The 19,606-nt window shown below is 64.7% G+C and carries 20 protein-coding genes and 1 pseudogene; 13 read left to right on the plus strand and 8 right to left on the minus strand.

What is annotated here, in order from left to right:
- The first annotated feature begins 51 nt into the window (after positions 1-51).
- From ACVMB1_RS08910 to ACVMB1_RS08920, 3 genes are all read left to right on the plus strand, one after another.
- Entirely contained in the window at positions 52-750 is a 699-nt protein-coding gene (locus ACVMB1_RS08910; RefSeq protein ID WP_141340548.1) for a phosphatidylserine decarboxylase, read from the plus strand.
- A 77-nt stretch (positions 751-827) separates the two neighbouring features.
- Positions 828-1,709, plus strand: coding sequence for a CDP-diacylglycerol--serine O-phosphatidyltransferase (gene pssA, locus ACVMB1_RS08915; RefSeq protein WP_057017306.1), 882 nt, complete (start codon positions 828-830; stop codon positions 1,707-1,709).
- Between the two features lie 403 nt (positions 1,710-2,112).
- Positions 2,113-2,832, plus strand: a complete 720-nt coding sequence (locus ACVMB1_RS08920; RefSeq protein ID WP_028344569.1) for an RraA family protein — start codon at positions 2,113-2,115, stop codon at positions 2,830-2,832.
- Between the two features lie 63 nt (positions 2,833-2,895).
- Here the strand turns inward: ACVMB1_RS08920 and ACVMB1_RS08925 are convergent, their stop codons facing one another.
- Together ACVMB1_RS08925 and ACVMB1_RS08930 are read right to left on the minus strand one after the other, a co-directional pair.
- The gene (locus ACVMB1_RS08925; protein WP_141340549.1) at positions 2,896-3,528 is read right to left on the minus strand and encodes a TerC family protein; all 633 of its coding nucleotides are present in this window, start codon (positions 3,526-3,528) and stop codon (positions 2,896-2,898) included.
- Between the two features lie 179 nt (positions 3,529-3,707).
- Complete coding sequence (locus ACVMB1_RS08930; protein ID WP_141340550.1) at positions 3,708-4,061, minus strand: hypothetical protein; 354 nt, start codon at positions 4,059-4,061, stop codon at positions 3,708-3,710.
- Positions 4,062-4,323: 262 nt separating this feature from the next.
- On the opposite strand from ACVMB1_RS08930, the gene ACVMB1_RS08935 reads away from it, so the two are divergent.
- Complete coding sequence (locus ACVMB1_RS08935; RefSeq protein ID WP_057017274.1) at positions 4,324-5,151, plus strand: SDR family NAD(P)-dependent oxidoreductase; 828 nt, start codon at positions 4,324-4,326, stop codon at positions 5,149-5,151.
- Here ACVMB1_RS08935 and pdxR read toward each other — a convergent pair.
- A pseudogene (pdxR, locus tag ACVMB1_RS08940) lies at positions 5,129-6,589 on the minus strand (MocR-like pyridoxine biosynthesis transcription factor PdxR). The gene ACVMB1_RS08935 and the pseudogene pdxR sit on opposite strands and share 23 nt — an antisense overlap.
- Before the next feature lie 88 nt (positions 6,590-6,677).
- On the opposite strand from pdxR, the gene ACVMB1_RS08945 reads away from it, so the two are divergent.
- Together ACVMB1_RS08945 and ACVMB1_RS08950 are read left to right on the plus strand one after the other, a co-directional pair.
- On the plus strand, positions 6,678-7,085 hold the full coding sequence (locus ACVMB1_RS08945; protein ID WP_141340552.1) for a cupin domain-containing protein: 408 nt from the start codon (positions 6,678-6,680) through the stop codon (positions 7,083-7,085).
- The gene (locus tag ACVMB1_RS08950; RefSeq protein WP_141340553.1) at positions 7,082-7,552 is read left to right on the plus strand and encodes a carboxymuconolactone decarboxylase family protein; all 471 of its coding nucleotides are present in this window, start codon (positions 7,082-7,084) and stop codon (positions 7,550-7,552) included. The genes ACVMB1_RS08945 and ACVMB1_RS08950 overlap by 4 nt, the downstream gene beginning before the upstream one ends.
- A 16-nt stretch (positions 7,553-7,568) precedes the next feature.
- Here ACVMB1_RS08950 and ACVMB1_RS08955 read toward each other — a convergent pair whose 3' ends face one another.
- Together ACVMB1_RS08955 and ACVMB1_RS08960 are read right to left on the minus strand one after the other, a co-directional pair.
- Positions 7,569-8,909, minus strand: a complete 1,341-nt coding sequence (locus ACVMB1_RS08955; protein WP_141340554.1) for an MFS transporter — start codon at positions 8,907-8,909, stop codon at positions 7,569-7,571.
- A gap of 92 nt (positions 8,910-9,001) precedes the next feature.
- Positions 9,002-10,015: a methyltransferase gene (locus ACVMB1_RS08960; protein WP_141340555.1), complete on the minus strand. Its 1,014-nt coding sequence runs from the start codon at positions 10,013-10,015 to the stop codon at positions 9,002-9,004.
- Positions 10,016-10,040: 25 nt separating this feature from the next.
- Between ACVMB1_RS08960 and ACVMB1_RS08965 the strand changes: the two genes are divergently transcribed.
- Both ACVMB1_RS08965 and ACVMB1_RS08970 read left to right on the plus strand, forming a co-directional pair.
- Positions 10,041-10,304 carry a hypothetical protein gene (locus tag ACVMB1_RS08965; protein ID WP_141340556.1) on the plus strand — a complete coding sequence of 88 codons (264 nt, stop codon included), beginning with the start codon at positions 10,041-10,043 and terminating at the stop codon, positions 10,302-10,304.
- Positions 10,305-10,383: 79 nt separating this feature from the next.
- A complete protein-coding gene (locus ACVMB1_RS08970; protein WP_246786572.1) occupies positions 10,384-11,997 on the plus strand; it encodes a winged helix-turn-helix domain-containing tetratricopeptide repeat protein in 1,614 nt (537 codons plus the stop codon).
- A 110-nt stretch (positions 11,998-12,107) separates the two neighbouring features.
- Here ACVMB1_RS08970 and ACVMB1_RS08975 read toward each other — a convergent pair whose 3' ends face one another.
- The 3 genes from ACVMB1_RS08975 to ACVMB1_RS08985 all read right to left on the minus strand — a co-directional run bounded on the left by ACVMB1_RS08975 (position 12,108) and on the right by ACVMB1_RS08985 (position 15,179).
- Positions 12,108-12,704 (minus strand): DUF2889 domain-containing protein, encoded by a 597-nt coding sequence (locus ACVMB1_RS08975; RefSeq protein WP_057019693.1) that lies wholly within the window; start codon positions 12,702-12,704, stop codon positions 12,108-12,110.
- Positions 12,705-12,898: 194 nt separating this feature from the next.
- The gene (locus ACVMB1_RS08980; protein ID WP_141340557.1) at positions 12,899-14,455 is read right to left on the minus strand and encodes an acyl-CoA synthetase; all 1,557 of its coding nucleotides are present in this window, start codon (positions 14,453-14,455) and stop codon (positions 12,899-12,901) included.
- Positions 14,385-15,179 (minus strand): TetR/AcrR family transcriptional regulator, encoded by a 795-nt coding sequence (locus ACVMB1_RS08985; RefSeq protein WP_141340558.1) that lies wholly within the window; start codon positions 15,177-15,179, stop codon positions 14,385-14,387. The genes ACVMB1_RS08980 and ACVMB1_RS08985 overlap by 71 nt, the downstream gene beginning before the upstream one ends.
- A 95-nt stretch (positions 15,180-15,274) precedes the next feature.
- Here ACVMB1_RS08985 and ACVMB1_RS08990 point away from each other — a divergent pair, with 95 nt between their 5' ends.
- The 5 genes from ACVMB1_RS08990 to ACVMB1_RS09010 all read left to right on the plus strand — a co-directional run bounded on the left by ACVMB1_RS08990 (position 15,275) and on the right by ACVMB1_RS09010 (position 19,526).
- Positions 15,275-16,459, plus strand: a complete 1,185-nt coding sequence (locus ACVMB1_RS08990) for a lipid-transfer protein (RefSeq protein ID WP_141340559.1) — start codon at positions 15,275-15,277, stop codon at positions 16,457-16,459.
- 7 nt (positions 16,460-16,466) lie between these two features.
- Positions 16,467-16,922, plus strand: a complete 456-nt coding sequence (locus ACVMB1_RS08995; RefSeq protein ID WP_076826485.1) for a MaoC family dehydratase N-terminal domain-containing protein — start codon at positions 16,467-16,469, stop codon at positions 16,920-16,922.
- Positions 16,919-17,323, plus strand: coding sequence for a MaoC family dehydratase (locus ACVMB1_RS09000; protein ID WP_141340560.1), 405 nt, complete (start codon positions 16,919-16,921; stop codon positions 17,321-17,323). The genes ACVMB1_RS08995 and ACVMB1_RS09000 overlap by 4 nt, the downstream gene beginning before the upstream one ends.
- Before the next feature lie 217 nt (positions 17,324-17,540).
- Positions 17,541-18,368, plus strand: coding sequence for an SDR family NAD(P)-dependent oxidoreductase (locus tag ACVMB1_RS09005; protein WP_076826488.1), 828 nt, complete (start codon positions 17,541-17,543; stop codon positions 18,366-18,368).
- Between the two features lie 12 nt (positions 18,369-18,380).
- Positions 18,381-19,526: an acyl-CoA dehydrogenase family protein gene (locus tag ACVMB1_RS09010; RefSeq protein WP_057019698.1), complete on the plus strand. Its 1,146-nt coding sequence runs from the start codon at positions 18,381-18,383 to the stop codon at positions 19,524-19,526.
- Positions 19,527-19,606: the final 80 nt, after the last annotated feature.

A 19,606-nucleotide genomic window follows, 5' to 3' on the forward strand; every position in this document is an offset into this window, starting at 1 on the left:
GATTTAGGGCCTCTCCCGCCAAATGGGGCGGGGAAACGCAAGCGAGCTCTGATGTCGATCGCCAACTCCATCCGCGCGCAGATCCCGCCGATCCACCCCGAGGGCTATCCCTTTATCGGCGGCTTCGCTCTGGCGAGCCTGATCCTGTTCTGGATCTGGACCCCGCTGGGCTGGATCGGGACGCTGCTGACCGTCTGGTGCGCGCTGTTCTTCCGCGATCCGGTTCGCGTGACGCCGCTGCGCGACGGCATCGTGGTATCGCCGGCCGACGGCCGCGTCTCGATGGTGGTGCAGGCGCTGCCGCCGGCCGAGCTCGGGCTCGGCGACAAGCCGCTGCCGCGTGTCTCGGTATTCATGAGCGTGTTCAACTGCCATGTGAACCGCAGCCCGGTGGTCGGCCGCATCGACCGCATTACCTACCGGCCCGGCGCCTTCATCAATGCCGAGCTCGACAAGGCGAGCGAGGACAATGAGCGCAATTCGCTCGTGATCTCGACCTCCAACGGGCGCATTGGCGTGGTCCAGATCGCAGGCCTCGTGGCGCGGCGCATCGTCTGCTTCGTCAAGGAGGGCCAGTCGATCGGCGCCGGCGAGCGCTTCGGCCTGATCCGCTTCGGCTCGCGGCTCGACGTCTATCTGCCCGAGGGCACCAAGGCGCTGGTCTCTGAGGGGCAGACCGCGGTCGCCGGCGAGACGATTCTGGCGGATTTCCGCAACGCCGATCCGGGCCGGACTTACCGCGCCGATTAACTCTGTTTCGCCAGCCCCATCAGCCGGTTCCCGCCGCAATGGCGGAGCCGGACGGCGCTTGCTATATTCATCAGGCCATGACGCCATTCGATCCGAATTCCACCGAGTATCGCCGCCGCCGGTTCCGCCCGATCCCGGTGCGGATGCTGGTGCCGAACATGATCACGCTGCTGGCGATTTGCGCCGGGCTGACCGCGATCCGGCTGTCGACGGAAGGGCGGATGGAGCTGGCGGTCGCCGCCATCGTGTTCGCCGCGATCCTCGACGGCATCGATGGCCGCGTCGCGCGCATGATCAAGGGCCAGTCGAAATTCGGCGCGGAGCTCGACAGCCTCGCCGACTTCGTCAATTTCGGCGTCGCGCCGGGCCTGATCCTGTATTTCTGGCAGCTGCATGAATTGAACAATGGCGGCTGGATCGCCGCGATGGTGTTCGCGATCTCCGGCGGCCTGCGGCTTGCGCGCTTCAATGCCTCGATCGACGATCCGAACAAGCCGGCGTTTGCCGCCAACTATTTCACTGGCGTGCCGGCGCCGGCCGGTGCGATCACCGTGCTGCTGCCGATCTATCTCGCCTTCCTCGGCGTGCCGATGCCGCCGGCGACGCTGACGGCGTTCTACACGCTGTTGATCGCCTTCCTGATGGTGTCGCGGCTGCCGGTGTTCTCCGGCAAGACCGTGAAGATGCGCGTGCCGCCGGAAATGGTGCTGCCGGTGTTCGTGTCGGTGGTGTTCATCGTCGCGCTGCTGATCGGCTATCCCTGGCACATCCTGTCGGCGGGCTCGGTGCTCTATCTGATCAGCCTGCCCTGGGGCTGGAAGTCCTACCGCGACCAGGAGCGCCAGCTTGCCGCGCAGACGCAAGCTGCGGGCGCGCCGGTGGCGGCGCAGGCCGCTGCTCCCTATACGGCGCCGGTCGCGGAGAGTGACCACGACGATCGTCCGACGCATCTGCACTGAGTGCGCCCTCGGTAGTCGACCGTCATCCTGAGGTGCGAGCCTTGCGGCGCAATTGCGCCGCCGGGCGAGCCTCGAAGGATGTACGGCCCGGCTCCGAGATTGGGGCCGTCGACCCTTCGAGGGCCGCTGAAGAAGCGGCCACCTCCAGCGACAACGGCTTCGCCGTTGCGCGGGGGTGACGGTGATAGAGTGGTTTCATTCCAGCAAATATCAGCCATGAGCGTGCCTCGGTTGGGTTCGCCTGCGATCTCGGCTATAGGCTGAGACGGCCCGCTCGAGCATGATCCGGAAAAGTGGAGACCGGTTTTCCGAAAAGATCATGCTCAAACAAAGAAATGAGATCATGATGCGTTTCCCTGGAAACGCATCATGATCTGACGCCAAAAATCAGGAGAGAAACGCCGTGACGACATCCGCTTCCGCCCCGCTTCCTGCTTCCGTCCTTGAAGCGTTGGCGCGCTACGACACGCCGACGATCTGCAACGCGATGGAGATCGTCGCGCCGGAGCGCCGTCTGATCGGCTACACCGTGAAGCCGCTGGTCTGCCCGTTCCCGACGCTGCCGCCGATGGTCGGCTACGCCCGCACCACGACGATCCGCTCGGTGCTGAAATCCGGCCTCTCGGCCGAGGAGCAGTCGAAGCGCCGCATCGAATATTACGAATATGTCGGCACCGGCTTCGGCCCGCGCATCTCTGTCATCCAGGACATCGACGGCCCGGACGTCGGCTATGGTGCGTTCTGGGGCGAGGTGCAGAGCAACGTGCACAAGGCGCTCGGCTGCCTCGGCGTCATCACCGACGGCTCGATCCGCGACATCCCGCAATGGGCGCCGGGCTTCCAGGCGCTGGCCGGCTCGATCGGCCCGTCGCACGCCTGGGTGCATGCCGAGAGCTTTGGCGGCGAGGTCCGCGTCGCCGGCATGACGGTGCGATCCGACGATCTGATCCACGCCGACAGCCACGGCGCCATCGTGATCCCCTATGAGGTCGCGGCGAAGCTGCCCGAGGCCGCCGAACTCTGCGGCCGCCGCGAGACCCCGATCCTGGACATCGCGCGCAGCAAGGATTTCTCACTGGAGAAGCTGAAGGACGCGCTGAAGCGTTCGGCGGAGATCCACTGAGGCAGCACGCGTTGTCGATTTGCAGAGCGGCGGGCCGGAGGGCCCGCCGTTTTGCTTTCGGTGTCAGGCCGGAGCCACCTTCGCGATCTCGTTCGCCCCGCGAACCGTCATGTCGATGGCGACATAGAGGATCACGGCGAGTCCGACATAGGCGATCCAGCGGTGGTTCTGCAGCAGCCGCGCGATGACGGAGGCCGCCGCGCCCATCATCGCGATCGAGAGCGCGAGGCCGAACACCAGCACGATCGGCTGCTCGCGCGCCGCACCCGCGACCGCCAGCACGTTGTCGAGCGACATCGAGACGTCGGCAACGATGATCTGCGTGGTGGCCTGCCACAGCGTCTTGCGCTGGCCCTTTGCGCCATCGGCGTGTTCGGCCGTGGTCTCGTGCGCGTCGGCGCGCAGCTCGCGCCACATCTTCCAGCACACCCACAATAGCAGGATGCCGCCGGCCAGCAGCAGGCCGACGATCTGCATCAGCTGCGTGGTGACCAGGGCGAACAGGATGCGCAGCAGTGTCGCGGCACCGATGCCGATCAGGATCGCCTTGCCGCGCTGCTTCTCCGGCAGGCCGGCCGCGGCAAGGCCGATCACGACGGCGTTGTCACCGGCCAGCACGAGGTCGATGACGACGACCTGCAGCAATGCGCTGAGGGCGTCGAGTGAAAACAACTCGGGCGAAAATAGTTCGGACATGGGTCATGTTCCCCTTGAGGTCGGGGAGCGGACCCTTTCGACGAAACCGGCTCTTGCCGTCATGCGGACGGCAAATCCACCGCGACGCTTATCCGCGTCGCGGGTCGAAGCAGGGCCACTCCAACTGAGTTCCAGTCCGACATCGCAGCTTGTGGCTGCCAGAGGGGCCCGGCCTGGGATTACGGTCGTGACACCGGACGCATTGCTGCTTCTTCCTCGAAGAACAGCGCCGCCTGATCCGGTTCGCCGAGGATCGCCGCTGCGCACCCCATGAAGGTGAACGCGCCGGCAAAATCCCACAGCGTGAGGTTCGCCACGGTTGAGCGCGCGTGGATCACGCGCGCCGCAATCGCAGCAACGGCTGCCTGGACGAACAACAACAGGCTGAGAACGGGCAGCACGAGTGCAGGCTCAACCAGACGGAGCGTCAGGACGATCGGCAGCGCGGTCAGCGCGCCGAACAACAGCAGCATGCCGAACGGCTCCAGAGAGGGAGTCTTTCGCAGCATCGTTTCTGGAATGATCGAGGACATTCCGGTCCTTTACCGATCCTGACTTGTCGTTCACGTCGAGGATATCAGAACGCGATCTCCTTGACGCGCGACGCGGCGCCGCGCGACCGCCGGCCGCGCGACAAGATGTACGTATGCGGTTCCGGAGAAGGCCCGAGCCCCGGGGGGGGTGATCTTGGACGCCATTTTGGCGCCGCCGGCGTGGTGGCATGCCATGGCAAAGTCCGCGCGGCGCCTTTATCTTTGCTGGCAGCGCTGGGCGAACGATCGAAAGGCAATTTCGATGAATATGGCAGGCAAGACGGTGCTGATCACCGGTTCCACCGACGGCGTCGGCCGCTACGTCGCGATGAAGCTGGCGTCGGCTGGCGCCCGGGTCCTGATCCACGGCCGCGATACCAAGCGGGCGCAGACGCTCGCCGACGAGATCAAGCGCCTCAGCGGCCGCGAGCCGATGTTCTACCAGGCCGATCTGTCCTCGCTCGCCGAGGTCCGCGAGTTCGCCCAGCTGGTGCTCGACGACCAGGAACGCCTTGATGTGTTCGTCAGCAACGCGGGCATCGGTTCGCAAAACGAGGGGCCGGCGCGGCAGACCAGCAAGGACGGCCACGAGCTGCGCTTCGCGGTCAACTATCTCGCCGGCTTCCTGCTCGCGCATCTGTTGCTGCCGCGGCTCAAGGCGAGCGCGCCGGCGCGCATCGTCAATGTCGCGTCGCTCGGCCAGCACCCGATCGATTTCGGTGACGTGATGATCACGAAGAACTACAGCGGTGCGCGCGCCTATGCGCAGAGCAAGCTGTCGCAGATCATGTTCACCATCGACCTGGCCACGGAGCTGGAAGGCTCCGGCGTGACCGTCAACTCGCTGCACCCCGCGACCTACATGAACACCACCATGGTGCGCGCCAGCGGCGCGACGCCGATCTCGACCGTCGAGCAGGGCGGTGATGCCATCCTGCGTCTGGTCCAGGACGACGATGTGGCAGGCCGGAGCGGGCTGTTCTTCGACGGCAAGCGCGAGGCGCGCGCCCATGCCCAGGCCTATGACGCCGAGGCGCGCAAGCGGCTCAAGGCGTTGAGCCTGACGCTCACCGGGCTGCGGGCTTCCTGATCCGGCGCGAGACCGGCGCACTTTGGACGCGACCTTGGGTGCGGATCGCCTCGAACAGGCGCTTGCATGCGGCCGGAACGCCGCGATCCGGCACCGTTGCAATGCCGAGCAAGAGACCCGGCTGCGCGCGCTTCGGTGAGAAATACCAGGGCGAGAGCGGGGCGGGCGCCAGCCCGTGCGCGAGCAGTGCCCTGACGATCTCGACATCGGCGGTCTTGTCCGGCAGCGTCAGCATGACGGCGAGGCCGGCAACCTGCACGTCGTTGCTCCAGCTCCGTAGCGCCGTCGTTAGCGCATCGCGGTTGTCGCAATAGGCCCGCTTGGTTCGCCTGAGATGGCGGATGTAGTGACCGTCGCGCATGAACTCCGCGGTGGACAGCTGCACCGCTGGGCCGGGAGCGGGGACCAGGCACGTCGCGACATCGGCGAACTGCGCCGCCAATGGCTCTGGCGCAACCAGGAAGCCGAGGCGCAGCGTCGGCGAGATCGTCTTGCTGAAGGAGCCGAGATGGATCACCCGGCCGGCGCGATCGAGCGAGCGAGGCGAGCGCCGGCGCGGCACGGCCATTGAGCTGCAATTCGCCGAGATAGTCGTCCTCGATGATGAAGGCTCCGGTTTGGGCGGCCCAGTCGAGCAGCTGCGCGCGACGTTGCGGCGACAGCGGCGGGCCGAGCGGCGCCTGCTGGCCCGGGGTCACGACCGCGAGCGCCGCGTCGGGGGCGTGCTTGAGACCGTGCTCGACATCGATGCCGTTGGCATCGACGGGGATCGGGACGACCTCCAGCCGGCCGAGCTCGAGGCCCTTTCGCGTCAATGGAAATCCCGGGTCTTCCATCCACGCGCGGCGGCCTTCGAGGCCGAGCACGCGCATCGCGAGGCCGAGTCCTCCGCTGAATCCCGAGGTGATGACGATCTGCGCGGGCGAGCATTCGAGCCCGCGCGCGATCGCGAGATGCGCCGCGATCTCGCGTCTCAATTCGAGCTCGCCGCGTGGATCGACATAGCGCATCACCGCGCTCAATTCCGCCCGGACGGCGCGCGCGCGCGGATTCGCGCCAGCAGCTTGGCGGGGAGGCTATCCTGCGCGGGGACGCCCATCCGGAAGTGTCCCTGACCGCTCAGATCGCGAAACATCTCCACGACCGATCCGGGAGCGACCGGCGCATCGGGCTTGGCGGCCTTCCTGGGCCGCCTCGCGACGGTGGTGCCGCCCGCCTTCGACGACACGATGTGCTGGGCGTCCGACAGCTTGTCATAGGCCGCCCGCACGGTGCCGCGCGCAACGCCGAGCTGCGCGGCAAGGTCGAGCCACGATGGCAGCCGGGCGCCCGGCACCAGCACGCCCTTGTCGATCGCCGCCGCGATCGCCTTGCGGATCTGCTCGGAGAGCGGCGTCCTGGCCGACCGGTCGAGCGCGATGGGAAGCGGGTTGGGCATGGCCCGTGGTACACCAATTCGGTTCATTCTTGGTGCTTCTTTTTGGCCATGCGTGCCCGCATCTATCCGGTAGCGATGGAGGCACGAGATGAAGACCTTGATGACAACGCTGCTGGCCTGCGCGGCCCTTGCGACTCCGGCGATGGCGCAATCGGTGACGCCGAAATTCGAGCATATGATCACGAACATTCCCGGCAAGTCGCTGATCGCGGTGGAGGTCAACTTTCCGCCCGGCGAGCCGTCGGCGCCGCATCATCACGCCAAATCGGCGTTTCTCTATGTCTACGTGCTCCAGGGCGCGATCGAGAGCCAGCTGGAAGGCGAGGCCGCGCATGTCTATCGGGCCGGCGACAGCTTCTTCGAGCCGCCCGGCGCGCATCACGTGCTCGGGCGCAACGCGAGCGCGACCGAACCGGCGAAGCTGCTTGCGGTGTTCGTCGTCGACAGCAACGACAAGGCGCTGACTGTGTTCGACAAGGAAGGACACAAGCAATGAGCATGCGGATCGACTACAACAAGGTCGCGCCAGCGGGCATCAAGGCGCTCGGCGGCGTCTATGGCTACATCACGCAAAGCGGGCTTTCCGCGCAGCTCGTCGAACTGGTCTATCTGCGGATATCGCAAATCAACGGCTGCGCCTATTGCCTGGACTCGCATACCCGCAGCCTGCTGAAGATGGGCGTCAAGGTCGAGAAGCTTGCGGTGCTGCAGGTCTGGCGCGAGGCCGAGGCGCTGTTCGACGCCGAGGAGCGCGCCGCGCTGGCCTGGGCCGAAACCGTCACCCGCGTGGCGGAGACCGCGATTCCGGAAGCCGATTACCAGGCGGCCCGCGAGGTGTTCAACGAGAAGCAACTGGTCGACCTGACCATCGCGATCGGCCTGATGAACACCTACAACCGCATCGCAATCGGCTTCCGCAACCCGCCGCAGGCTGTGGTCGAGCATTCCGCTGCGGCGGCTTGATCTTGGCAGGAATGGGTCAACTCCTGGACGGAAGCAACTCATTCGTTGCGGGCCGCATGCTCAGCAGCAGGAGTGCGCCGGAGAGCAAGTACAGCGCCATGACGAAGTACATGCCATAGATGTTGTCGCCGGTGTTCCGCACGATGAACCCGGTGATCGACGGGCTTACCGCCGGACCGAGATTTCCGAGGCTGGTGACGAGGGCAAGGCCGCCGGCCGCCGCGCCCGCTGAGAGATACTCACTGGTCAATGCATAGAAGAGCGGCGGCGCTGATACAAACCCGATGACGGCGAAGGAGAGAGCCAGGATCGAACCAACAAAAGTGCCGTGGAGCAACATGAGAAAGAACAAGCCGCCGGCGGCAATCGTGACGCAGGTCGCATAGTGCCAGCGGCGCTCATGCCGCTTGTCCGAATGACGACCGATCAGGATCATGCAGACGATACCCGCAGCGTTGGCTACTGCGTGATAGACGCCGACCAGTAGCGGATCCTTTACTCCCCAGCTATGGATCAGGGTCGGCATCCAGAATACCATCGTGTAGTTGGCGCCCAGCAGACAAAAACAGGCCAGCGACAACAGGTAGACCTTCGGGTCTCGCAGCAGCTGCCGGAACGTCCCCGAGGTCGCCTTCACGATGTTCTCTTCGTCATGCTGTAAAGCATCGTCCAGCAGCGCCTTCTCCCCCTTCGAGAGCCACGCGGCCTGGAACGGCTTGTCCTTGAGCAGGTAATACACGAGAACGCCGAGGATTGGCGCGGGCAACCCCTGGATCAGAAACAGCCATTGCCAGCCGTAAAGACCGCTGACGCCGTCGAAATACTTCAGGATCGAACCACACAGCGGACCAGCGATGAACATTACAATGGGGGGCGCCGACGCGAGGATCGCGATGACCTGCCCGCGCCTCACCGACGGGTACCAGTATGTCAAGTACAGCAGCACGCCCGGGGCGAAGCCGGCCTCAAAGACACCAAGGAAGAACCTCGCCGCATAGAACTGGAGCGGCGTCGATACGAACATCATGGCGGTCGCCGCCAATCCCCAGAGCACCATGATCCGCAACAGAGTCTTGCGCGCGCCGATCCTTTCCAGAAGAAGATTGCTGGGCACCTCAAACAGGAAATATCCGACGAAGAAGATGCCCGCGCCGAGCCCGTAGACTGCATCATCAAACGGTAGTGTCTGCTTCATCTGAAGCTGTGCGAAGCCGATGTTGATGCGGTCGAGAAAGGCGACCATGCTGGCGATCAGTAGCAAAGGTATAAGGCGCCAGTCGACCTTGGCGAACACGGCCTTGTACGCCGGGTTCTCCAATATCGGCGACGACGACTTGCTTGCAGCAGGCAGATGCATTCTTGTTCCTTCCAAAGTATGCTTTTGCCTATGATGTCCTTCGAACCAGTCGCTGCTCCATTGCGCGGGAGTAATGGTCTGACCTCGAAAGCTCAGGTGACCTTTGCCTCGATGACGCTGAGACGCCCGGCCGGATAGGTCGCGGTGTGAGTAAAGCCGGATTCGCGAAACAGCCAAGCGTACTGCTTTTCCGTTCTTTCGAGACCGCCAGGCCCGCGAAGCATGAGCAGATCGGTCAGCGTCTGTTCCCTGTGCGCATCGCTTACGCTCGGGAATTCCGGCACGATCCGTTCGATAAGCAGGAGCACGCCCCCTCCGGGGAGCGCCCTTCGACAGTTTGCGAGGATGACCATGCTGCGCTCATCGCTCCAATCGTGAATGATGTTCTTCATGACGATGGCATCCGCGATCGATGGAATCGTCTGGAAGAAATCGCCAGCCATGAATTCGACGCGATCACTGAGCCCGCTGCGCCTCAGGTGGCCAGTCGTGGATTCGGCGCAGCGCGGAAGGTCGAAAATAGTCCCTCGGATATGCGGATGTTGCCCGGCTATGGCGCCAACGAGTTCGCCGGAGCCGCCGCCGACATCCATGAGATGAGCGAACGCACCGAAGTCGTAGGCCCCCAGGATATCCGGAATCGCCAGACGCGTCCCCTCCATCATCGCTGCGTTGAATATGTTGACCATCTCCGGATCGCGCGCCATGAGATCAAAGCTGTTTTCATGGCCAAGCAGTTGCGCGGCGGTCTTGCCGGTCATGATCGAGTCCTGTAGCCCGGTCCACGATTCGGTCAGAAACTGGCCTTCAAAGATCGTCCAGTTCTTGAGGGACTGGGTTGCGGCCCCGTCAAGGCAAGTCCCCAGTTCGGTCAATGCGTATTGCTCTTCAGCGACCGTGCAAATGCCTATGGTCGAAAGCGCGGTCAGCAGGCGGCGGAGCGCCTGCTTGTTCGCGCCGGTTGCCTCGACGAGTTCGCCAAGGGGCCGCGATCCATCGCGCAGGAGCTCGGCGATCCCCAGCTTCGCGGCGACGTAGATGACCGCGGTCACGCGCTGCGACTGAATAAGGTGCAGCAATCTTGCGGATGCTTGGACAGAGGCCATCGATCATTCCCCCTCATGTTGCTCGTTGGTGCCGGTCCAGCACTCCCGGGCAAACCTGCTCAGGCTCGAAGGCGGCGCGCTGCGCGGCATTGATTGGCCGATCCTGATCTCGGTGTCGCTGACGCCGGGGCCGCATCGCCGGTCCGTCCCCGCAACCGGGGAAGGGTTGAAACCTGAAATACTTAGCGCAGTATGGATGACAGAACTGATCATGGAGGCCTGCCTGGCGCTGACCGCTTTTGGTGGATCGCTGCTCGGGACGGTTTTGCTATCCCGCGCCGCAAGATGATGCTGTACAATTGCCGCCAGGTCCCGAAACCTCGCCGATATTCTGCCGATATTTTCCGAAATGGCCCAACGAGGCGTTCTTGCTTAAGTCATCGCAGCCTTCGATTGTGATCGGCGACCGGACCTTGGACCTGGCCCGCGAATTGCTGCTCGACGGGCGCGGCGACATCGTGCCGTTGCGTCCTCAAGCCTGGGCGGTGCTGCGGCTCCTCGCGCAACGTGTCGGGCGCCTGGTGCATAAGGACGAGATATTGGATGAGGTCTGGTCGGACTGCGAGGTCACGGAAGACTCGCTTGTCCAGGCCATCGGCGACATCAGGCAGGCCTTGGGAGGGGCGGGCCGATTGGCCCTGAGAACCTTGCCTCGCCGCGGCTACATGCTGGTCGTGGATGGCGAGCAGGCCGACCGCCCGGCTTCTGCCAGTGTCACGACCTCGTCGATGCCGGACAACGCCGGAAGGCCAGCGGGTTCATCTTCGGTCCCACACCTGTCCATTGTTGTTCTACCATTCACAAATATTGGCGGCGATCTGGAGCAGGAATATTTTGTCGATGGCGTGACTCACAGTCTGACTACCGACCTGTCGCGCATCGCCGGCGCGTTCGTCATCGGCCGGGGCACTGCGTTCACCTTCAAGGGAAAGGCGGTGGACGTGAGGGAGATCGGTCGCGAATTGAATGTCCGTTACGCGCTGGAAGGGTCGGTGCAACGCGGCGGCAATCGCTTTCGCCTGAACGTTCAGTTGACTGACACGGAAACCGGAGCCCATGTGTGGGCCGAGCGCTTCGACAAGCCCGCTGCCGACTTGCTGGACATGCAGGATGAGATCGTATCCCGGCTCGCCAATACATTGAACGCCGAGCTTATCAAGGCCGAAGCACGACGGGCAGAACGGTTGCCCCAGCCGGACGCGATGGATCTCTATTTTCAGGGCAGGGCTGTCCTGAATAAAGGAATAGCGCCAGCGGTTATGGCGCGAGCAAGGGATTTCTTCATGCGCGCCCTCGCGCTTGATCCCGACAATATTGAAGCAGCGGTTGCCGCGGCTCAGGTCGATTTTGCGATCGGTTCTTCCTCCATGGCCGATGACGGACCGGCATATTTCAGGGCCGCGGAGAAGGCGCTGAATGGCGTGTTGTTGCGTGCGCCCAATCACCCCAGAGCCCACATGTTGCTCGGCGCGGTTCAAATTCGGACGCACCGCGCTGCAAAGGGTATCGCTGAATGTCGCCAGGCGCTGGCGCTCGATCGGAATTTGGCCGATGCGCATGGGTTTATTGGCCTCGGGAAGCATGCGCTGGGGCGTGGTGAGGAAGTCGAGGGGCATATTCAAGAGGCGTTACGACTGTCCCCTCGCGATACGCGTGCCTTTCTCTGGATCATGGTTGTCGGGATGGCCAAGTTGATGTCCTGCACCAATGCAGACCTCGAGGCGCTGGACTGGCTTCGCCGGAGCATTGAGGCTAATCCCAATTTTGCGCTCGCTCACTTTCACTTGGCTGGCGCGTTGGCCATGATGGGAGACCTCGAGGAAGCACGATCCAGTGCCAAAGCCGGACTGGCGCTCGATCCCAACTTCAGCATTCGTCGATACGACGTCAATGTCGTCTTCCTGTCCGACAATCCGGTATGGCTCGCCAAGCGTAAGCGCTTTTATGAGGGAATGCGCATGGCCGGCGTGCCGGAGAGCTAGTGCCGCGTTCGATCATCTGCGTGAATGGGATAGAGCTGCGACGAGGAGCTGCATTTGAGCTCCAGCAGCGGCGCACCATGCACTCGCCTTGGCCAGCGGCGGGGCACCGCTCACGAACCCGGCTTCGCCTCGACAGGCTTCTGCGCGAACTGCGGAAAGGTCTCGGCGACGACAGGCCCATCCAGCCGCCATGAATAGCAGCCGCCGACGAAGAATGGCGGCTCGGTGACATCGCGCTGGTGATCGAGCGCGCCGCGGCCCTGCGGGTCCTTGCCGGAGGTTGCGGTCTGGAACAGCGTCGTCACCGCGGGACCCAGCAGCTCGGCGAGATGGGTGCAGGTTTCGAGCTTGCCAATCTTGCGACGGACCAGTTCGCGCCAGCCCTTGCCGATGCGTTCGCCGACCAGGCGCTGCAAGATGCCCTCGACGTCGAGGCAGGACGGGTAGGGCGTTGAGGCCATCGTGGTGCCGGTCTCGCGGATCGTAAAACTGTCGTCGACCGCGAGCCGCAGGCGGATGTCGTGCACGGGATCGTCGGGCTGCTGCAGCCCGCGATGCTTGTCCTGTCGGGCATAGGGTTTGGTGTCGACCAGCTGCGCCTCGACTTCCCACAATCCGTCGTCACGGAGATAGCCGAGACATTCGACGGAGCGGCGGTGCATCAGGCGGCGGGGCTTGCCGTCGGCATTGGTATCGGGTGCGGACATCGGAACTCGCTGGATTGAATCTAGAGCTGATCCAATCGGCCGTGCGCTCCGATGTCAACGCTCGCGGTCGAATGGCGTCATGAGACATCGTCATTCCGGGATGGCGCGTTAGCGCCAGACCCGGAATCTCTAGATTCCGGGTTCGATGCTTCGCATCGCCCCGGAATGACGGGGGTGACGTTGAGAGCTATCCCTCAGCTCACCCGCCGTTCGCGGTTCTCCCAATACGGCTTGCGCAGCTCGCGCTTTAAGATCTTGCCGGCGCCGGAGAGCGGCAGCGGCGTCGCGGTGATGTCGACGCTGCGCGGGCATTTGTAGCCGGCGATCAGCATCTTGCAGTGCTCCATCAGCTCTTCCGGCGTGGCGCTGGCGCCGCTCTTCATCACCACGACGGCGTGAACCTGCTCGCCCCAGCGTTCGCTCGGGATCCCGATCACGGCGCATTGCGCCACCGCCGCGTGCTGGGCGAGCGCGTTCTCGACCTCGGCCGAATAGACGTTCTCGCCGCCGGAGATGATCATGTCCTTGACGCGGTCGACGACGTAGACAAAGCCGTCCTCGTCCATGTAGCCGCCGTCGCCGGTGTGCATCCAGCCGTCGATCACGGCGCGCGCGGTCTCCTCCGGCCGCTCCCAATAGCCCATCATCACCATGTCGCCGCGCACCGCGATCTCGCCGACGGTACCCGTCGGCACGAGCTTGTCCTCCGCATCGACGATCCTGACCTCGGCGCCAAGCGTGGCGCGGCCGGCGCCGCGGTGCCGTCCCTTGGCGCGGCCGTCGCCGATATGCTCCTTCCAGTGCAGCAGGGTCGCGATCGGCGACAGCTCGGTCATGCCGTAGGCTTGCGTGAACTCGACATGCGGCAGCGCCTTCATGGCGCGCATCAGCACGGCGTCGCTGATCACGGAGGCGCCGTAGGAGATCCGCTTCAAGGACGACAGGTCGTAATTGCCGAGCGTCGGGTGATCGACGAACATCTGGATCATGGTCGGCACCAGCAGCACGTCGGTGATGCGCTCCTTCTGCACGGCGGCCGCGACGCCGTCAGGCGTAAAGCCCTGGATTACGACGTTGGATCCTCCGGACAGCAGCACCGAATACATCGCCGCGCCATTGGCGAGGTGGAACATCGGCGCCGCATGCAGATAGATCGTGCTGCTCGGCCATAGGCCTTCGCCGAGCGCGTTGAGCGCGTTGGCCATCAGATTGCCGTGGCTCAGCATCACGCCCTTGGAGCGGCCGGTGGTGCCGCCGGTGTAGAAGATGCCGGCAAGGTCGTCGCGGCTGCGCATCGCATCCGGAACAGGCGCGCTGCGCGCGATGAGCGTCTCGTAATTCTCCATGCCGGCAGGCGTGTCGCCCTCGTCGGCATAGACCAGCCGCAGGCCGGGGACGGCGCCTGCCAGCGCCGTGCCGACCGGCGCAAACGCCCTGTCGACGAACAGGATCGTTGCGCGGCAGTCGCGCAGCGCGTCCTCGTTCTCGATCGAAGACCAGCGGATGTTGAGCGGCACGATCACGGCGCCGGCCCAGCCGACGGCGAGGTAGAGCTCGAGATAGCGGTCGGAGTTCAGCGACAGGATCGCGACGCGGTCGCCGTCCTGGGCGCCGAGGCCGCGGATCGCGGCGGCGAGGCGGGCGACGCGTTCGCCGACCTCGCGCCAGTTGCGCCGCCGCTCACCGCAGACGACCGCGAGCCCGTTTGGATTGACCTGCAGCGCGCGCCGCAGTCCGTGCGTGATGTTCACTCGTCTCCTCCCTTGATGCGTTTCCCTTGCGAGGCGGTTTGTCCGCCTTCTCGTGCGCCGTTGTCTTGCGCGTTGATGTCATTTGCGTTGTTGTTTTGGCGATGCCTTCGGTGAGGCGGATCGCGAATTCCTCAGCGACGGCACGTCCGCTCAGCTCGCCGCCCGGCTGGAACCAGTGGCCGATCCAGTTCAGCGAGCCGGCAATGGCGAAAGCCGCGAGCTTCGGGTCGCACGGTTTCACCGAACCGTCTTCGACGCCCTGTGCGATATAGTCGCGGAAGGCGCGGTCGATCCGCCGCTTGGCAGTCTGCACGATCTTGCGGTTGTCCTCGCTGAGATCGCGGATGTCGAAGCGGACCAGGCTCTTGCCGTAGTCCGCGGTCATCAGCTCGGCATAGCGGACGGTGAGCTTGCGCAGCTTGTCGAGCCCCGAGCCGCCGCCCGCCGACGTCTCGGCAATGCATTCGTCGACCAGCTCATTGCCGATCGACCAGCACTCGAACAGGATCTCGTCCTTGCCGCGGAAGTAGTTGTAGAGCGCCGGCTTGGTGATGTTGAGCCGCTTGGCGACGTCGTTCAGCGTGGCACGGTGATAGCCCTGTTCAAGGAACAGGGCTACGGCCGTGCGCAGCACTGCCTCGCGCTTCTCGTCGCGGGCGCGGCGCCGGCTTTCGAATGGCAGCCATGGCGACTCGTTGCTGGAAGAGGGGGAGTGGGCGTCCATCGCGTCGGCTGTTGTCGCATTGACTCCGGAAGATCGCCCGTATATTACCCATGGGTAACAAATAGTCCAGTGGGTAATTTCCGGGAGGACACGCGATGACGTCACGCACCTATATTGCCGGGGTCGGCATGATCCCGTTCGTCAAGCCCGGCGCCAATGCGCCGTATCACGTGATGGGCGCCGAAGCGGCGAAGCTGGCGCTCGCCGACGCCGGGCTCGACTACGGCCGCGTGCAGCAGGCCTATGTCGGCTACGTCTATGGCGACTCCACCTGCGGGCAGCGCGCGCTCTATCCGGTCGGGATGACCGGCATCCCGATCGTCAACGTCAACAACAACTGCTCGACCGGCTCGACCGCGCTGTTCCTGGCGCGGCAGGCGATCGAGTCAGGCGCGGCCGATTGCGTGATGGCGCTCGGCTTCGAGCAGATGAAGCCCGGCGCGCTCGGGGCCGTGTTCACCGACCGTCCCAGTGCGTTCGACGATTTCGACGCCGCGGCCGACAAGCTGGTCGACGCGCCCGGCGTGCCGCTGGCGCTGCGCTATTTCGGCGGCGCCGGCCTCAGCCACATGAAGAAATACGGCACGCCGCTCTCCGCCTTTGCAAAAGTGCGCGCCAAGGCGAGCCGTCATGCCAAGAACAATCCACTGGCGCTGTTCCGCAAAGAGGTCACCGCCGACGACGTGATGAACGACCAGGTGATCTGGCCCGGCGTGATGACGCGGCTGATGGCGTGCCCGCCGACCTGCGGCGGCGCCGCCGCGATCCTGGTCTCGGAGAAATTCGCCGACCAGCACGGCCTCAACAAGCAGGTCCGCATCGCGGCGCAGGCGATGACGACCGACACGCCCTCGACCTTCGGTGCGTCAGACATGATGCAGGTGGTCGGCTACGACATGGCGCGGGATGCCGCGCGCAAGGTCTATGAGGCCGCCGGCATCGGGCCTGATGATCTCGACGTCGTCGAGCTGCACGACTGCTTCGCGCACAACGAGCTGATCACCTATGAGGGGCTTGGCCTGTGCGGCGAGGGCGAGGCCGCGAAATTCATCGACGACGGCGACAACTCCTATGGCGGCAGGATCGTCACCAACCCGTCCGGCGGGTTGCTGTCGAAGGGCCATCCGCTCGGCGCCACCGGGCTTGCGCAGTGCTATGAGCTGACGCGGCAGCTGCGCGGCACCGCTGCGGCGACGCAGGTGGAGAGCGCGCGGATCGGCTTGCAGCACAATCTCGGCCTCGGCGGCGCCTGCGTCGTGACGCTCTACGAACGCGCTTGAGGTCGTCATGGTCGATCAATCCGCTGTCGGGCGTACATTTACGCCCGTGACCGCGCGCGTCGAGCCGGGGCGGCTGCGCTTCTTCCTCGATACGCTCGGCGAGACGAATGCCGTCTATCGCGACGAGGCGGCCGCGCAAGCGGCCGGCTTCACGGCGGCGCCGGTGCCGCCGACCTATCTGTTCTGCCTCGAGATGATGGATGCGCCGGACCCGTTCGAGTTCCTCACGGCGCTCGACATCGATCTGGCGCGCGTGCTGCACGGCGAGCAGCGCTTCGACTATCATGCGCCCGTCGTGGTCGGCGACACCTTGACCTTCCGCCCGCGCGTCACTGGCGTGACCGACAAGAAGGGCGGGGCGATGACGCTGATCGTGGTCGACACCCCGGTCACCAACCAGAACGGTGTCCATGTCGCCGATGTCTCGCGCACCGTCGTGGTACGCAATGCGAGGCCGTCATGAGCAGCTCTCCCTCTGTCGGCGACCGCATCGTCCACAAGGAGTTTCCACCGATCACCCGCCATCGCCTCGCGCTGTATAGCGGCGCCTCCGGCGATCACAATCCGATCCATGTCGACATCGATTTCGCGAAGGCGGCCGGCTTCCCCGACGTGTTCGCGCACGGCATGCTGGTGATGGGCTATCTCGGCCAGGCGCTGACCGACGCGGTGGCGCCGTCGCGCATCCGCTCGTTCTCGACCCGCTTTGCGGCGATCACCCAGCTCGGCGCGAAGCTGACCTGCGAGGGCACGGTGACCGAGCTGGTCGAGCAGGGCGGTGAGAGGCGCGCAATACTCGCGCTGACCACCAGGGATCAGAACGGCGAGATCAAGCTCGCCGGCGAGGCGGTTATCGCGCTGTAGTGCGAAAGGTCTCGCCACGAGGGATTGTGCGCTCCCTCGCCCCGCTCTTGCGGGGAGAGGGTTTGGGTGAGGGGCTGCTTCCGCGCACTCTGGAGGTGGTGAGACCTGTACCCCCTCACCCGGAACGCATCTGACAATGCGTTCCGACTTCTCCCCGCAAGCGGGGCGAGGTGAGGCGGGCATACCGCAAAGATCACGTTGTTTGAGGGAGGTTTGAATGTCAAAGCTGCAAGGCAAAGTCGCGCTCGTCTCGGGCTCCGGCCGCGGCATCGGGCGCGCGATTGCGCTGAAGCTCGCGAACGAGGGCGCGCGCGTCGTGGTCAACGACCTCGATGCCGAGCCGGGCGATGCGGTCGTCGCGGAGATCAAGGCCATGGGCGGCGAGGCGATCGCGGTCAATGGCAGCGTGACCGAAGCCGGCTTTGCCGATCGCTTCGTCGGCGCCGCGATCGAGCGGTTCGGCGGTCTCGACATCATCGTCAATAATGCCGGGTACACCTGGGACTCGACGATCCAGAAGATGACCGACGAGCAGTTCCAGGCGATGCTGGACGTCCATCTGGTCGCCCCGTTCCGCATCATGCGCGCGGTGTCGGAGCCGATCCGAGTGATGGCGAAGAGGGAGGCCGAGGCGGGCCGCGAGGTGTTCCGCAAGGTCGTCAACATCTCCTCGATCGCGGGCCTCTACGGCAATGCCGGGCAGGCGAGCTATTCGTCCGCCAAAGCATCGCTGATCGGGCTGACGCGCACGATGTGCAAGGAGTGGGGCCGCTACAAGGTCAACGTCAATTGCGTGGCGTTCGGCCTGATCAACACCCGCCTGACCCAGCCGATCGAGACCCAGCAGAAAACCATCGACGTCGCCGGCCGCGACATCAAGGTCGGCGTCCAGCCGCAGATGCTGGAGGCGATGGGCCGCATGATCCCGCTCGGCCGCGGCGGCACGCCGGAGGAGGCGGCCGATGCGGTCTATCTGTTCTGCGCTCCGGAATCGAATTACATCAGTGGTCAGGTGATCGTCGCCGGCGGCGGTCTTCTGATTTAATACGAGGGCAGAATGCACTACCGATCGTCCTGGATGACCGAGGAGCTGGACACCTTCCGAGACCAGTTCCGCAAATTCCTCGCCAAGGATCTGGCGCCGCACGCCGAAAAATGGCGCGAGCAGAAGCTGGTCGATCGCTCGGCCTGGCGCGCGCTCGGCGAGATGGGCGCGTTGCTGCCGAGCGTGCCCGAGGCCTATGGCGGCTTAGGGGCCAGCTTCGCCTATGACGCCGCCGTGCTCGATGACCTCGAGAGCACGGTGCCGGAGCTGACCACCGGCGTCTCCGTGCACAGCGCGATCGTCGCGCATTACATCGTCAACTATGGCTCGGAGGAGCAGAAGAAACGTTGGCTGCCGAAGATGGCGTCGGGTGAGATGGTCGGCGCCATCGCGATGACCGAGCCCGGCACCGGCTCGGATCTGCAGGCCGTCAAGACCACGGCGAAGAAGCAGGGCAATTCCTACGTCATCAACGGCCAGAAGACTTTCATCACCAACGGCCAGGCCGCCGATCTCGTCATCGTGGTGGCGCGGACCGGGGCTCCGGGCGCCAAGGGCATCTCGCTGATCGTGGTTGAGACCGCGGGCGCCGAGGGGTACCGGCGCGGGCGCAACCTCGACAAGATCGGGCTGCACGCATCAGACACGTCGGAGCTGTTCTTCGATAACGTCACGGTGCCGCCGGAGAACCTGCTCGGCGCCGAGGAGGGCAACGGCTTCGTACAGCTGATGCAGCAATTGCCGCAGGAGCGGCTGTCGCTCGCGATCGGCGCGGTCGCCTCGATGGAGCGCGCGGTCAGGATCACCGCCGAATACACCAAGGAGCGCACCGCGTTCGGCAAGCCGCTGCTCGAATTCCAGAACACCGCCTTCAAGCTTGCCGAGCGCAAGACCGAGGCGATGATCGCCCGCGTGTTCGTCGACTGGTGCGTCGAGCGCCTGGTCGCCGGCGACCTCGACACCGTGACGGCGTCGATGGCGAAATGGTGGTGCTCGCAGAAGCAGGTCGAGACCGCCGACGAATGCCTGCAGCTGCATGGCGGCTACGGCTACATGCAGGAATATCCGATCTCGCGCATGTTCATCGATTCCCGCATCCAGAAGATCTATGGCGGCACCAACGAAATCATGAAGCTCCTGATCGCGCGTTCGCTGTAGGCGGGCGCATCTTTGGCCGTCGTTCCGGGGCACGCGAAGCGTGAACCCGGAATCTCGAAGTTGCGGCTTGAGATTCCGGG

The sequence above is a fragment of the Bradyrhizobium sp. USDA 4504 genome, assembly GCF_054063995.1.

Excerpts from the sequence above, each read along its gene's own strand:
- ACVMB1_RS08910 (WP_141340548.1), top strand. The coding sequence starts at position 52 with ATGTCGATCGCCAACTCCATCCGCGCGCAGATCCCGCCGATCCACCCC.
- pssA (WP_057017306.1), top strand. The coding sequence starts at position 828 with ATGACGCCATTCGATCCGAATTCCACCGAGTATCGCCGCCGCCGGTTC.
- ACVMB1_RS08925 (WP_141340549.1), bottom strand. The coding sequence starts at position 3,528 with ATGTCCGAACTATTTTCGCCCGAGTTGTTTTCACTCGACGCCCTCAGC.
- ACVMB1_RS08930 (WP_141340550.1), bottom strand. The coding sequence starts at position 4,061 with ATGTCCTCGATCATTCCAGAAACGATGCTGCGAAAGACTCCCTCTCTG.
- ACVMB1_RS08935 (WP_057017274.1), top strand. The coding sequence starts at position 4,324 with ATGAATATGGCAGGCAAGACGGTGCTGATCACCGGTTCCACCGACGGC.
- ACVMB1_RS08945 (WP_141340552.1), top strand. The coding sequence starts at position 6,678 with ATGAAGACCTTGATGACAACGCTGCTGGCCTGCGCGGCCCTTGCGACT.
- ACVMB1_RS08950 (WP_141340553.1), top strand. The coding sequence starts at position 7,082 with ATGAGCATGCGGATCGACTACAACAAGGTCGCGCCAGCGGGCATCAAG.
- ACVMB1_RS08955 (WP_141340554.1), bottom strand. The coding sequence starts at position 8,909 with ATGCATCTGCCTGCTGCAAGCAAGTCGTCGTCGCCGATATTGGAGAAC.
- ACVMB1_RS08960 (WP_141340555.1), bottom strand. The coding sequence starts at position 10,015 with ATGGCCTCTGTCCAAGCATCCGCAAGATTGCTGCACCTTATTCAGTCG.
- ACVMB1_RS08975 (WP_057019693.1), bottom strand. The coding sequence starts at position 12,704 with ATGTCCGCACCCGATACCAATGCCGACGGCAAGCCCCGCCGCCTGATG.
- ACVMB1_RS08985 (WP_141340558.1), bottom strand. The coding sequence starts at position 15,179 with ATGGACGCCCACTCCCCCTCTTCCAGCAACGAGTCGCCATGGCTGCCA.
- ACVMB1_RS08990 (WP_141340559.1), top strand. The coding sequence starts at position 15,275 with ATGACGTCACGCACCTATATTGCCGGGGTCGGCATGATCCCGTTCGTC.
- ACVMB1_RS08995 (WP_076826485.1), top strand. The coding sequence starts at position 16,467 with ATGGTCGATCAATCCGCTGTCGGGCGTACATTTACGCCCGTGACCGCG.
- ACVMB1_RS09000 (WP_141340560.1), top strand. The coding sequence starts at position 16,919 with ATGAGCAGCTCTCCCTCTGTCGGCGACCGCATCGTCCACAAGGAGTTT.
- ACVMB1_RS09005 (WP_076826488.1), top strand. The coding sequence starts at position 17,541 with ATGTCAAAGCTGCAAGGCAAAGTCGCGCTCGTCTCGGGCTCCGGCCGC.
- ACVMB1_RS09010 (WP_057019698.1), top strand. The coding sequence starts at position 18,381 with ATGCACTACCGATCGTCCTGGATGACCGAGGAGCTGGACACCTTCCGA.